The 12,833-nt window shown below is 70.1% G+C and carries 13 protein-coding genes; 9 read left to right on the forward strand and 4 right to left on the reverse strand.

Annotation, left to right across the window (positions count from 1 at the left end):
* The 6 genes from VF536_RS02095 to VF536_RS02120 all read left to right on the forward strand — a co-directional run.
* Window positions 1–529: TolC family protein (locus VF536_RS02095; RefSeq protein ID WP_331613127.1), on the forward strand; the 529-nt coding region annotated here is incomplete at its 5' end.
* Window positions 530–537: 8 nt separating this feature from the next.
* Window positions 538–1,914 carry an efflux RND transporter periplasmic adaptor subunit gene (locus tag VF536_RS02100; RefSeq protein ID WP_331613128.1) on the forward strand — a complete coding sequence of 459 codons (1,377 nt, stop codon included), beginning with the start codon at window positions 538–540 and terminating at the stop codon, window positions 1,912–1,914.
* Window positions 1,915–1,924: 10 nt separating this feature from the next.
* The gene (locus VF536_RS02105; protein ID WP_331613129.1) at window positions 1,925–5,062 is read left to right on the forward strand and encodes a CusA/CzcA family heavy metal efflux RND transporter; all 3,138 of its coding nucleotides are present in this window, start codon (window positions 1,925–1,927) and stop codon (window positions 5,060–5,062) included.
* 109 nt (window positions 5,063–5,171) lie between these two features.
* Window positions 5,172–5,381 carry an AbrB/MazE/SpoVT family DNA-binding domain-containing protein gene (locus tag VF536_RS02110; protein ID WP_331613130.1) on the forward strand — a complete coding sequence of 70 codons (210 nt, stop codon included), beginning with the start codon at window positions 5,172–5,174 and terminating at the stop codon, window positions 5,379–5,381.
* Entirely contained in the window at window positions 5,374–5,595 is a 222-nt protein-coding gene (locus tag VF536_RS02115) for an AbrB family transcriptional regulator (RefSeq protein ID WP_331613131.1), read from the forward strand. Before VF536_RS02110 ends, VF536_RS02115 begins: the two co-directional genes overlap by 8 nt.
* A complete protein-coding gene (locus VF536_RS02120; RefSeq protein ID WP_331613132.1) occupies window positions 5,595–6,056 on the forward strand; it encodes a type II toxin-antitoxin system VapC family toxin in 462 nt (153 codons plus the stop codon). The genes VF536_RS02115 and VF536_RS02120 overlap by 1 nt, the downstream gene beginning before the upstream one ends.
* Here the strand turns inward: VF536_RS02120 and VF536_RS02125 are convergent, their stop codons facing one another.
* Window positions 6,057–6,974 carry a pyridoxal-phosphate dependent enzyme gene (locus VF536_RS02125; protein ID WP_331613133.1) on the reverse strand — a complete coding sequence of 306 codons (918 nt, stop codon included), beginning with the start codon at window positions 6,972–6,974 and terminating at the stop codon, window positions 6,057–6,059.
* A gap of 48 nt (window positions 6,975–7,022) precedes the next feature.
* On the opposite strand from VF536_RS02125, the gene VF536_RS02130 reads away from it, so the two are divergent.
* Window positions 7,023–7,673, forward strand: coding sequence for an N-methyl-D-aspartate receptor NMDAR2C subunit (locus tag VF536_RS02130; RefSeq protein ID WP_331613134.1), 651 nt, complete (start codon window positions 7,023–7,025; stop codon window positions 7,671–7,673).
* On the opposite strand, the gene VF536_RS02135 is transcribed toward VF536_RS02130, so the two are convergent.
* Window positions 7,674–8,135 (reverse strand): carboxymuconolactone decarboxylase family protein, encoded by a 462-nt coding sequence (locus VF536_RS02135; protein WP_331613136.1) that lies wholly within the window; start codon window positions 8,133–8,135, stop codon window positions 7,674–7,676.
* A gap of 144 nt (window positions 8,136–8,279) precedes the next feature.
* On the opposite strand from VF536_RS02135, the gene VF536_RS02140 reads away from it, so the two are divergent.
* Both VF536_RS02140 and VF536_RS02145 read left to right on the forward strand, forming a co-directional pair.
* Window positions 8,280–9,689, forward strand: coding sequence for a PLP-dependent aminotransferase family protein (locus VF536_RS02140; RefSeq protein ID WP_331613137.1), 1,410 nt, complete (start codon window positions 8,280–8,282; stop codon window positions 9,687–9,689).
* A gap of 82 nt (window positions 9,690–9,771) precedes the next feature.
* A complete protein-coding gene (locus VF536_RS02145) occupies window positions 9,772–10,893 on the forward strand; it encodes a DUF4126 family protein (protein ID WP_331613138.1) in 1,122 nt (373 codons plus the stop codon).
* 76 nt (window positions 10,894–10,969) lie between these two features.
* Here VF536_RS02145 and VF536_RS02150 read toward each other — a convergent pair whose 3' ends face one another.
* Both VF536_RS02150 and VF536_RS02155 read right to left on the reverse strand, forming a co-directional pair.
* Window positions 10,970–12,130 carry a sterol desaturase family protein gene (locus tag VF536_RS02150; RefSeq protein ID WP_331613139.1) on the reverse strand — a complete coding sequence of 387 codons (1,161 nt, stop codon included), beginning with the start codon at window positions 12,128–12,130 and terminating at the stop codon, window positions 10,970–10,972.
* Window positions 12,131–12,223: 93 nt separating this feature from the next.
* On the reverse strand, window positions 12,224–12,833 hold a 610-nt coding region (locus tag VF536_RS02155; protein WP_331613140.1), incomplete at its 5' end, for a MipA/OmpV family protein.

Genomic DNA, 12,833 nt, shown 5'->3' on the forward strand with positions numbered 1-12,833 from the left:
CGACGCGCCGGCGCTGCGCCGCGCGCGCCTCGAGGTCGAACGCGCTCAAGCGGCGTACGAACTGGAGCGCACGCGCCGCATGCCCGACGTCACGGTGACGCTGGGCGCGAAGCGCGCGCAGGAGATCGGTCGCAGCCAGGCGGTGATCGGGGTGTCGATGCCGCTGCCACTGTTCGATCGGAATCAGGGCGCGCAGCGCGAGGCGCTCAAGCGCCGCCAGGCCGCCGAACAGCTCGCCGAGGCCGAGTCCCTGCGACTGCGCGCCGAGGTGCTGAGCGCCGCCGACGAACTGCGCGCCCGCGCCGACGAGGTCGACGCGCTGCAGCGCACCGTCCTCCCCGGCGCCCGAGAGGCCTACACCGCCGCGACACGCGGCTTCGAACTCGGGAAGTTCGGCTTCCTGGACGTGCTCGACGCCCAGCGCACCTGGCTGCAGGCGCGCATGCAGTGGCTGGACGCGCTGGCGCGGGCGCACCGCGCCAACGCCGACCTCGAGCGCCGCCTCGGCGCCCCTACCCAGCAACCGTGAGAACGACGATGAACTTCAACAAGCAAGACGGTATGCAAGACGACAAGACGTCCTCGGGACGCGGACTGCCGAAGCGCCAGCTGATCGCGATCGCGGTGCTGGTGGCGGTCGGCCTGGGCGGCGGCGCGGCCATCCTGGCCTCGGGGCCCGCGGGCTCCCCCAAAGGCGGCCACGGCGAACACGCGGAGGAGGGCCACGACGACCACGGTCATGGCGAGAAGAAGGGGGCTGACGACCACAAGGATGCCCACAAGGACGACCACGCCGGCGAAGCCAAGGGTGCCAAGCCTGCCGACGCGCACGCATCGGAAGGACGGGACGGCAAGGCCGATGGCCACGGCCACGCCGCCGACGAGCCCGAAGCCATCGCGATGACCGACGCGCAGATCAAGGCCGCGGCGATCGCGCTGGAGACCGCCGGCCCCGCGACGATCCGGACGACGACGCGCCTGCCCGGCGAGATCGGCTTCAACGAGGACCGCACCGCGCACGTGGTGCCGCGCGTGGCCGGTGTCGTCGAATCGGTGCCGGCGACGCTCGGCCAGTCCGTGCGCAAGGGCGACCTGCTGGCGGTGATCGCCAGCGCGCAGGTGTCGGACCAGCGCAGCGAGCTGCTCGCCGCCCAGCGGCGCGAGCAGCTCGCGCGCAAGACCTTCGACCGCGAGCTCAGGCTGTGGGAGGAGAAGATCTCGCCACGGCAGGACGTCGACGTGGCCGAACAGGCCTTGCGCGAGGCCGAGATCGCCGTCGCGAACGCGCGCCAGAAGCTGCTCGCGATCGGCGCCACGTCGAGCGGCGGTGCGCTCACGCGCTTCGAGCTGCGCGCCCCGTTCGACGGTGTCGTCGTCGAGAAACACCTGACCCTGGGCGAGCAGGTGAAGGAGGACGCGAGCGTCTTCGTCCTGTCGGACCTGCGCACCGTGTGGGCGCGCATCGACGTGCCGGCGGGCGACCTGGCCAAGGTGCGCGTCGGCGAACGTGCCGTGGTGCGTTCCGCCGCCTTCGAGCAATCGGCCGACGGCACCGTGGCTTACGTCGGTCCGCTGATCGGCGGTCAGAGCCGTACCGCGCAGGCGCGGATCTCGCTCGCCAACCCGGAGCGCGCCTGGCGGCCCGGGCTCTTCGTCAACGTCGACGTCATGACCGGCGAGGCCACCGCGCCGGTGACCGTCGCGGCGGACGCGGTGCAGGTCTTCGAGGACCGTCAGGTCGTCTTCGTCCGCACCGCCGAGGGCTTCGCCGCGACGCCGGTGAAGACCGGCCGCGGCGACGGCCGGCGCCTCGAGATCGTCGACGGCCTGAAGGCCGGCGCGAAGGTCGCGGCGGTCAACGCCTTCGTCATCAAGTCCGAGGCCGGCAAGGGCTCGGCGACGCATTCGCACTGACGGGGACGACATGTTCGAACGCATCATCCGATTCGCCATCGAGCACCGATGGCTGGTGCTCGCGGCCGTCCTGGGCATGGCCGCGCTGGGCGTGTTCAGCTACCAGAAGCTGCCCATCGACGCCGTGCCCGACATCACCAACGTGCAGGTGCAGATCAACACCGGCGCGCCGGGCTACTCGCCGCTGGAGGCGGAGCAGCGCGTGACCTTCCCCGTGGAGACCGCGATGGCGGGCCTGCCGGGGCTGAAGCAGACGCGCTCGCTGTCGCGCTACGGACTGTCGCAGGTGACGGTGATCTTCGCCGACGGCACCGACATCCACTTCGCGCGTCAACTGGTCAACGAGCGGCTGCAGGCCGCGCGCGAGCACCTGCCCGACGGGCTGACGCCGGCGATGGGGCCGGTGTCGACGGGACTGGGCGAGATCTACCAGTGGACCATCGAGGCGGAGGAGGGCGCGCGCAAGCCCGACGGCTCGCCCTACACGCCGATCGACCTGCGCGAGATCCAGGACTGGGTCGTCAAGCCGCAGCTGCGCAACGTGCCGGGCGTGACCGAGGTCAATACCATCGGCGGCTTCGCCAGGGAGTTCGAGGTGGCGCCCGATCCCGGGCGGCTGTCGTCGCACGGGCTCACGCTGGAGGACGTGGTCCAGGCGCTGGAGCGCAACAACGCCAACGTCGGCGCCGGCTACATCGAGCGGCGCGGCGAGCAGTACCTGATCCGCGCGCCGGGCCAGCTGCGCGACCTCGCCGACATCGGCAACGTGGTGCTGCGCGCGGACGGCGGCGTGCCGGTGCGGGTGCGCGACGTGGCGCAGGTCGGCATCGGCAAGGAGCTGCGCAGCGGCGCGGCCACCGACAACGGCCGCGAGGTCGTGCTGGGCACCGTCTTCATGCTGATCGGCGAGAACAGCCGCAGCGTCGCGCAGGCGGTGGACCGCAAGATGAAGGAGGTCGCCACGACCCTGCCCCAGGGCGTGCACGTCGTCACCGTCTACGACCGCACGGTGCTGGTGGACAAGGCGATCGCGACGGTCAAGCGCAACCTCGTCGAGGGCGCGGTGCTGGTGATCGCCGTGCTCTTCCTGTTCCTGGGCAACCTGCGGGCGGCGGTGCTGACGGCGCTGGTGATCCCGTTGTCCATGCTGTTCACCTTCACCGGCATGGTCGGCCAGAAGGTCAGCGCCAACCTGATGAGCCTGGGCGCGCTGGACTTCGGGATCATCGTGGACGGCGCGGTCGTGATCGTCGAGAACTGCGTGCGGCGGCTGGCGCATGCGCAGTCGCGGCTGGGCCGGCCGCTGACGCGCTCGGAGCGCTTCCACGAGGTCTTCGCCGCGGCGCAGGAGGCGCGCCGGCCGCTGCTGTTCGGGCAGCTGATCATCATGGTGGTCTACCTGCCGATCTTCGCGCTGACCGGCGTGGAGGGGCGGATGTTCCATCCGATGGCGGTGACCGTGGTGATGGCGCTGCTGGGCGCGATGATCCTGTCGATCACCTTCGTGCCGGCGGCGGTGGCGCTGTTCATCGGCGAAAAGGTCCAGGAGAAGGAAAGCCGGCTGATGGCCTGGGCGCACCGCGCCTACGAGCCGCTGCTGGTCAAGGCGATGGCCGCGCGGCCGGTGGTGGTCACTGGCGCCGCGGTGGCGGTGGTGCTGTCGACCTTGCTGGCGACGCGGCTGGGCAGCGAGTTCGTGCCCAGTCTCAACGAAGGCGACTTCGCGGTGCAGGCGCTGCGGCTGCCGGGCACCAGCCTGTCGCAGTCGGTGGCGATGCAGCAGCAGATGGAAGCGCGCCTGAAGGAGAAGTTCCCGGAGATCGAGCGGGTGTTCTCGCGCACCGGCACGGCCGAGATCGCGGCGGACCCGATGCCGCCCAACATCTCCGACGCCTACGTGATGCTCAAGCCGCAGGACCAGTGGCCCGAGCCGCGCCGCACGCGCGACGCGCTGATCGCCGCGGTGCAGGCGGAACTCGCGACGCTGCCCGGCCAGAACTACGAGTTCTCGCAGCCGATCCAGCTGCGCTTCAACGAGCTGATCTCGGGGGTGCGTTCGGACGTGGCGGTGAAGGTCTTCGGCGACGACATGGACCAGCTCAACGCGGCGGCGGCAAAGATCGCCGCGGTGCTGGGGGGACTCGACGGCGCGGCCGAGGTCAACGTCGAGCAGACGACCGGTCTGCCGATGCTCACCGTCGACATCGACCGCGAGAAAGCGGGGCGTCATGGCCTGAACCTGCAGGACGTGCAGCAGCTGGTCGCGACCGCGACGGGCGGCGCGCATGCGGGCACGCTGTTCGAGGGCGACCGGCGCTTCGCGATCGTCGTGCGCCTGCCCGAAGCCTTGCGCACGGACCTGGCGGCGATCGAGCGGCTGCCGGTGCCGCTGCCCAAGGGGGCGGATGGCGCGGCGCGTTTCCTGCCCTTGTCCGAGGTCGCGACGCTGTCGCTGGCGCCGGGGCCCAACCAGGTCAGCCGGGAGGATGGCAAGCGACGCGTCGTCGTGAGCGCGAACGTGCGCGGCCGGGACCTGGGCTCCTTCGTCGCCGAGGCGCAGCAGGCGGTGACCGCGCAGGTCGCGCTGCCGTCGGGCTACTGGCTGGGCTGGGGCGGACAGTTCGAGAACCTGCAGTCGGCCAGCGAGCGGCTGCGCGTGGTGGTGCCGCTGGCGCTGGGGCTGGTCTTCATCCTGCTGTTCGCGATGTTCGGCAACGTGCGGGACGGCTTGCTGGTGTTCTCCGGCATTCCTTTCGCGCTGACCGGCGGCGTGCTGGCGCTGTGGCTGCGGGGCATCCCCTTGTCGATCTCGGCGGCGGTCGGTTTCATCGCGCTCAGCGGAGTGGCGGTGCTCAACGGGCTGGTGATGATCTCCTTCATCCGCCAGTTGAGGGAGCAGGGCAGATCGTTGGAGGAGGCCATCCATGAAGGGGCGCTGACGCGGCTGCGGCCGGTGCTGATGACGGCCTTGGTGGCCTCACTCGGCTTCGTGCCGATGGCGTTGGCGACCGGCACGGGCGCCGAGGTGCAGCGCCCGCTGGCGACGGTGGTGATCGGCGGAATCCTGTCTTCGACCGCGCTAACGCTGCTGGTGCTGCCGGTGCTGTACCGGTGGGTGTATCGACGGGAGACCCACTCATCCGCGTGAGGGCGCTGCCTCGTGAAAGTGAATCCGACGCCATCTCCACCAGTGCAGGTCATGGCGCTCGGATCGACGTCTTCTTAGAGTGGCTGCATCGCTTCGCAAGGAGAGTGTGATGCCCACGTCGAAGATGGAAATGAACGGAAGGATCGTCGTTCCGAAAGACATCCGGAAAGCGGTCGGTGCCAAGCTCGGCACGCGCTTCATCTGGGAGTTGGCGGAGGACGGAAGCATCCACGTCGTTGCGAAGTCGAAGAGGCCGGTCGCGGAAGAGACGCCGCAGCCGGATTCCGGTGAGTCACTGAGTGGAGAAGGCAATGCATGAAACGTTTCTGAGCGAGCAAGGCACGCTGCAGGTGCCCGTGGAGATCTTGAAGGAGTTGGGGGCAAAGCCTGGCACCCCGTTCCGCTGGTTCATCCGCGGCGACGGCAGCCTCTATGTGCGTGCGAAGACCAAGACCTTGGATGACTTGATGGGGATGCTGAAGCCGCGCAACGGCAAGACGGTGTCGATCGAAGACATGAACCCGTTCCGCTGATGGGATCCATAGACACGAACGTCTTGATCCGTTGCATCATTCAGGACGATCAAAGGCAATCCGAAGCTGCGGCCCGCCTGCGCCAGAGTTATGTCGCGCAGGGCGAAAAGCTCTACGTACCGGTGACTGTCTTGCTTGAGTGCGAATGGGTCCTTCGCAGCTGCTTCAGCTTCGAGAAGCAGGAGATCATCGACGCGATGTCGAGGATCCTGGAAGCAAGCGACTTCTTCTTCGACAGGGAGATGGCGATGGTCGATGCGCTGGATGTGTTCAAGCTTTGTGACGCAGACTTCGCCGACTGCGTCCATGCACGAATCTCGGCGCGGGAGAAGCAGGGGCCGCTTTACATCTTTGACCGTCGCGCCTCGCGGCTGCCGGGCGCGGAGCTGCTCAGCATCAAGGTGGAAGAGCCGAGACCAGCGTGGCGAATGAGCCGAAAGCGGCTTTGTGACGTCGTGTGATCAGCGCGCCGCGCGCCAGTCGAGCAGGTCCTCATAGGTCGCACACGCGCCGCCGCAGAGGATCACCAGCACGTTCCTGGCATCGCGCAGCGCCGGCACGGAGCGCTGCAGCGTCGCCGCGACCGCGGCACCGCACGCGGGTTCCACGATCACGCGGTGCTGCTTCGCTACGTCCAGGCAGGCCTGCACCGCTTCCGCATCGGTCACCGTCGTGGCAACGACCGGATGCCGCTTCGTCCATGCAAAGGCCTGCTCGCTGACGCGTCGGGCGCCCAACGAGGTCGCCAGGCTCGTGATCGCGTCCAGCGTCACCAGCTCGCCCGCGGCAACTGCCGCATTCAGTGAGTCGGCGCCGACGGTCTCCACGGCCACGAGCGGAACGTCCTGCCATCCCACCGCGTGCATGCCCTGCAGCACGCCGCTCATCAAACCGCCGCCGCCCACCGAGAGCACGACCGCGTCCGGCTTGGGCGCCTGCGTCGCTGCCTCCTCGATCATCGAGGCGTGACCGTCCCACAGGAGCGGATCGTCGAAAGGATGGATGAAGGCATCGGTCGGTTGACGCAGCGACATCAGGTGATCGTTGGCCTCCATCCAGCTCTTGCCGTGCACGACGACCTCCGCGCCTTGGCGGCGGATCAGTGTCTTGGGCCATTCGCGGGTCGTCTCCGGCACGACCACGACGACCGGCAAACCGAGCCGCCGGCCCGCATACGCGACCGCGATCCCGGCGTTGCCGCCGGATGACGACAGCAACCGCGTTGCGCCGCGCGCCGCATGGACTTCGCAGGCGTGGCCGATGCCGCGCAGCTTGAACGACCCGCAGGGCTGGAGCGCCTCAAGCTTCAACCAGACGCGCTGGTCCGGGGTGCTGAACGCGTCGGACTCGACGGTCGGGGTGGTGATGTGGATGGCCATGACCGGGATCGTAGCCGGGGCTCCGACAGCCGCTACCATCCAGCGCACATGAACGCTCTCTTCGAACGATCCTGGCAGCGCGCGTGGTCCGCGCTCGTCGGCACCGGCACGGACGCACCACCGGGCGACACCCTCCGCACAAGGGACGGTCAGGCGCTGCGCGACGAGCTGCTCGCGCGCTACGCCGAGCCGCAACGCAAGTACCACACCCGCCAGCATCTCGAGGAATGCCTCGCGCTGTTCGACGAGGTGGGCGGTCTGGCCGCGCATCCCGCCGAGGTCGAGATGGCGCTCTGGTTCCACGACGCGATCTACGACGTGAAGGGCTCGGGCAACGAGGAGCGCAGCGCCGACTGGGCGCATGAGGCGCTGCTCGCCGCCGGCGTAGCCCGCGACATCGCCGATCGCGTGCGACAGCTGGTGCTGGTGACGAAACACGACGGCGTGCCGGCCAGCGTCGACGAGCAGGTGCTGGTCGACATCGACCTGGCCATCCTGGGCGCCGAGCGGCCGCGCTTCGACGAGTACGAACGCCAGATCCGCGACGAGTACGGGTACGTGCCGGGTTTCCTGTTCCGCAGGAAGCGCCGGCAGATCCTCAGGACCTTCCTGGATCGGCCGGTGCTGTACAGCACGCCGGCGCTGCGCGAGCGCCTGGACGCGCGCGCCCGGGAGAACCTGCGGCGCGCGATCGGCTGATCAACGCGACGCCATTGCCGCAGCCTGCGGCACGTTGCGGAAGCTGATGGCCAGGCGGTTGTAGGTGTTCATGAGGCCGATCGCGATCGTGAGATCGACCAGTTCCTTCTCGCTGAACACCGCGCTCGCCGCGGCGTAGTCGGCATCGGGCACGCCGGTCGTCGCCACGCGCGTGACGGACTCGGCCCAGGCCAGCGCCGCGCGCTCGCGGGCGTCGAACAGCGCGCCGCCTTCCTGCCAGGCCTGCACCAGCGCCAGCTTCTCGACGGGGACGCCTTTCTTGAGCAGGTCCCGCGTGTGCATGTCGAGGCAGTACGCGCAGTTGTTGATCTGCGAGATGCGCAGGAAGGTGAGTTCGATGAGCGCCGGCGGCAGGCCGCTCTGGGCGACGTAACCGTAGACGCCGCCGAGCGCCTTCACGCCGGCGGGAGAGATCTGGCTGTAGTCGAGACGTTGGGACATGGTGGGCTCCTTGGGATAGGGATGGGCGGGATGAAGCGAATGAGCGGGTGGGTCCGCGGTGTCGATGCGGGATCGATGACTGGATTCTTCTCCCGCCGTGGTGCAAAGTGGAGTCCCAAGAATCGCAGGAATCGCTGTACCACGATGCGTCCGCTGAGCTTCGATCTCGACAAGTCCTCGACCGTCCCCCTGGCCGATCAGATCCACCGGGGCATCGCGACCGCCATCGAGCAGCAGGTGCTGCTGGCCGGCATGCGGCTGCCGTCGTGGATCGATCTGGCGGCGCAGCTGGGCGTGGCGCGTGGCACCGTCCGCGTGGCCTACGAGAAGCTGGCCGCCGCGCAGATGATCGAGGCCTCGCGCTCCGCCGGCACGCGCGTGGCGGAGCGGCCCGCCGCGGCGCGTCGCAATGACCACGCGCTGGATCCCGGGCCGTTCATCTCGATGTACCGCGAGCTGACCGCCGGGCCGGGGATCTTCCAGCCCGGCATCCCTTCGCGGGAGAGCCTGCCCTCGAAGCTGATGCACCGGCTCCGCGCGCGGGCGTTGCTGGCGGAGACGACCGGCGCCGCGCTGTATCCCGATCCGCGCGGGGAGATCGAGCTGCGGCGCGAGATCGCCGGCTACCTTGCCGTCGCGCGCGGCGTGGTGTGCTCGCCGGACCAGGTGATCGTCACCGGCGGCTACGCGGCGGGGCTGGGGATCACGCTGCGCGTGCTCGGGATCGAGGGCCGGACGGCGTGGATGGAGGAGCCGGGCTTCTTCTTCACCCGTCAGGCCTTGACGATGGGGCGCCTGACGCCGGTGGCGGTGCCGGTGGACGCGGAAGGCCTCGACGTGGACGCCGGCTGGCTGCATGCGCCGGACGCCGCGCTGGCCGTCGTCACCCCGGGGCAGCAGGCGCCGCTGGGCGTGACGATGTCGCTGCAGCGCCGGCTGCGGCTGCTCGACTGGGCCGCCAGCACGGGCGGATGGATCGTCGAGGACGACTACCTGAGCGAGCTGCAACTGCAAGGGCGCGCCGCGCCGGCGCTCGCCTCGCTCGACCAGCACGGACGGGTCATCCACATCGGCTCGTTCAGCAAGACGATAGACCCGCGGCTGCGCCTCGGCTTCATCGTCGCGCCGGCGGCGATGGCGGCCCGCTTCGCGGAAGTCGCCGCCTGCCTGGCGCCGCCGCCGGGTCCCGCGGCGCAGCTGGCGATCGCGGCGTTCATGCGCGACGGGCACTACCTGCGCCACCTGCGGCGCACCAAGCGCCTGTACCTGGCTCAGCGCGACGGTCTGCTGGACCAACTGCGCGAGCGCGGCCTGGACACCCTGAACGCCGCCTTGGCGGTGCTCGTCCGGACGCCGGCGGGCGCGTCGGACCTGGCGATCGCCCGGGAGCTCTTCGCCTTCGGCATCTCGCCGGCGCCGCTGTCGGTCTGGTTTGCCGACGCCGGGCGGGCGCAGTCGGGGCTGATGCTCAGCGTCGCGACCGCGCCCAAGGCCCAGCTCGCCCGTGCCTGCGACCGTCTGCAGGAGGCGATCGCCAGGCACGCACCGCGCTGAGTCGCCGGCCCGGACCCGTCATCCTGGGAGGAACGACCCTTGCCACAAGGGCGGCTCCACTCCGACCTGAACGGGAACGCCCATGGACTTCGACCACCGCCCGCCGCGCGACCTTGGCGCGGGCACCGCCTCCGGACTGCTCGGCGGCCTGATCGGCGCCGCTGCGATGACCGCCTTCCAGGCGGGGCTGGCGCGCATCGGCATCACCTCGGGCGTGCGGGGCATGCCCTCGACCGAACGGGCCGCGGACCGCCTCGCCAAACTGGCGGGACGTCGTCTGCCCCGGCGCAAGCGACCCGCCGCCGGCGAGGGCGTCCATTACGGGATGGGCGCGCTGGTCGGCGGTCTCTACGGCGCGGCCGCCGAACTCGAGCCGCGGGTGACCACTGGATGCGGCACCATCTTCGGCGCGACCGCGGCTACCGTCGTCGACGAGACGCTCGTGCCCGCGTTCCGCTTCGGCGATCCGATCACGCGGGCGCCGCTGCAGTCGCATCCGTACTCCTACGTCTCGCACCTGGTCTACGGCGCGTTCACCGAATCGGCCCGCGGGCTCTTCCGGCGCTTCTTCGGCCATGTGCGCGTCGGCGCGCAGGTGGTGCGGGAGGCGAGGGCGCAAGGCGTGCCGGTCGTCACCACCCGGCCGGCCGATTCGCGCCGCACGCTGATGCTGGCCTTCCTGCTCGGCAGCACCGCCGGGCCGCGGACCAGCGCCCCGTTGACCGTCGCCAGCTGGGCCGCCAGGTGCGGCTGGATCGATGTCAAGGACTCGCCGCTGGCCTTCCTGGGCTCGACCCACGCCGTGGCGGTCACCACGCCGATGGCGATCGGGGAACTCATCGTCGACAAGCTGCCATCGACGCCCGATCGCACCGATCCGCCGGGGTTGGCGGCGCGCGCGGTCAGCGGGGCGATCTCAGGCGCGGCGCTGGCGGGCGGGCGTTCATGGCCGGCGGCGTTTGCCGGCGCGATGGGCGCGGTCGTGGCCACCTACGCGGGCTACACGCTGCGCGAGAAGCTGGCCGACGCGCTCGGCCACGACTTCCCCGTCGCGGCGGTCGAGGACCTGATCGCCTTCGGCGGCGCAACGATGGTGTGTCTGGCCCAATTGGGCAGCAACGAGGCCGGCGCTGCCACAGCGGTCGCGGCAGCGGGCGATTCCTACGACGATGCGCTCGCGGTGCTGGGCTGGCCGCACAGTTGAAACGGTCCGGCCCTGGTGGCGCCCATTCCGGCAACCCCTTGCGGCAACGGCTTGCGGCGGCCGTCGCCTGCGGGGCTCAGGCCAGCAGGACGATCATGACGACGCTGAGCGTCATGGCGCCGAGGTAGAGCGCCCAGGCCTGCAGGCCCTGACCTTGGCGCCCGGTGTGATCGGTCCGGTTCTGCGCGCCGCGCGACAGCAAGGCCCCGGCCGCGTAGAGCCCTACGGCGACCACCGCGGCCGCGATCAGGTTGCGGCCCTCGCTCATGTCGTCGCTCGCGTCCAGCCAGAGGGCCGACGCCACGCCCGTCATCGCGACCAGGCTGACCGCGCGACAGCGGTCCAGCCGGCTCACCACCGGATCGAAACGCGGCTGCCGCAGCCGGTCGTCGTCGGGCCCGGCCGTCGTCGACGTCCCCGGCGGCGCCCAGCCGGGCGACTTGAACAGCACGCGGACACGGTCCGCCCAGCGCGGCGTGGCCCGCGCCCGCTCGAAGAGCTCGCCGTAGAACTGGCCGACCGCCTTCAGCGGATTCCAGCTGTGCAGCGGCTTGACCGTGCCGTAGACGCAGGGCTCGGTCTCCTCGGCGAAGGTGCCGAACATCCGGTCCCAGATCACGAGCACCGCGCCGTAGTTCCTGTCCAGGTAGCCTGGATTCACCGCGTGGTGGACACGGTGGTTGGAGGGCGTCGAGAACACCCGGTCCATCCAGCCCAGGCGTCCGATGTGCTCGGTGTGGATCCAGAACTGGTAGAGCAGCACGAACAGGCCCGCCGCCACGTACTGCTCCAGCGGCATGCCCAGCAGCGCCATCGGCAGGAAGAACGGCCAGCCCATCACCGCGTAGAAGCTCTCCTGGCGCAGCGCGGTCGTCAGGTTGAAATGCTCGCTCTGATGGTGCACGGTGTGCGCCGCCCAGAAGAGGGCGCTCTCATGGCTGACCCGGTGCAGCCAGTAGTCGCAGAAGTCGTACACCACGATCGCCGCCACCCAGCCCCACCAGCCGTCCCAGACCGAGCCCGGCACCAGCGCCAGATGCGGCTGTAGCCACGCGTACATGCCGTTCTGGAACAGCGGCGTGATCGCGGCGACCGCCAGGCTCATCAGTCCCTGGCTCAGGCTGCTGATCGAGTCGGACAGCCGGTAGGTGTCACGCCCCTTCAGCCGTCCCCAGAGCCACTCGAAGGCGATCAGGAGCCCGAACAGCGGGACGGCGATGAGGAGGACGCGATGCATGGGGAACTGCTCGGCAAGAGGGGCGGTGACGGGGTCGGGGAAACGGTCGGGGAGAGGGTCAGGACTTGCCTGGGAACGGCCGGGGACGCGGTTTCAGAACCGGTACCAGAGGCTGGCGCTGAAGGTCTGCTGCGTCCTGGCGGTCGTCAGCGGCGAGCGCGACGCGTCGCCGACCAGGCGCGCGTTCAGCCACTGGCCGCTGACGGACCAGCGTTCGGAGAACTTGTGCTCGCCGCTGAACGCGATGCTCCAGTCCATCATTCCGGCGCGCGGACGCCATTCGGGCAGGCCGCTCGCGCGGGATTCGCCGGGACCGATGCCGTAGCTGCTCCGCAGGTGCGCGCCGTTGGCCGCCGTGGCGCCCAGCGTGACGGCGATGAGGTCGTCGCCGAGGGGGATGCCGGAAGTGAGGCCCAGTTCCAGCAACTGGCCGTCGTGGTGGCGGCCGCTGCCCCAGGAAAAGCCCGACTGCAGCATCAGCCAGGAGGTCGCCTGGACGTTGGCGAAGGCCTCGGTGGTGACGCGCGATCCGAGCCGGTCGATGCCCCTGGGCGTGACCCGCGACGGCCGTCCGAACTGCGGCCAGAGCCGGGCGCCGACCTGCCAGGTCCTGGCCGTCTCGGCATCGGCCAGCAGCGGCACCAGGTTCCAGCCGACGCCGAGGTCCGTGGAGACGAAGGCGCCATTGGGCGTCAGGACTTCC

The sequence above is a fragment of the Roseateles sp. genome (assembly GCF_036486225.1).
GTDB lineage: Bacteria > Pseudomonadota > Gammaproteobacteria > Burkholderiales > Burkholderiaceae_C > Roseateles.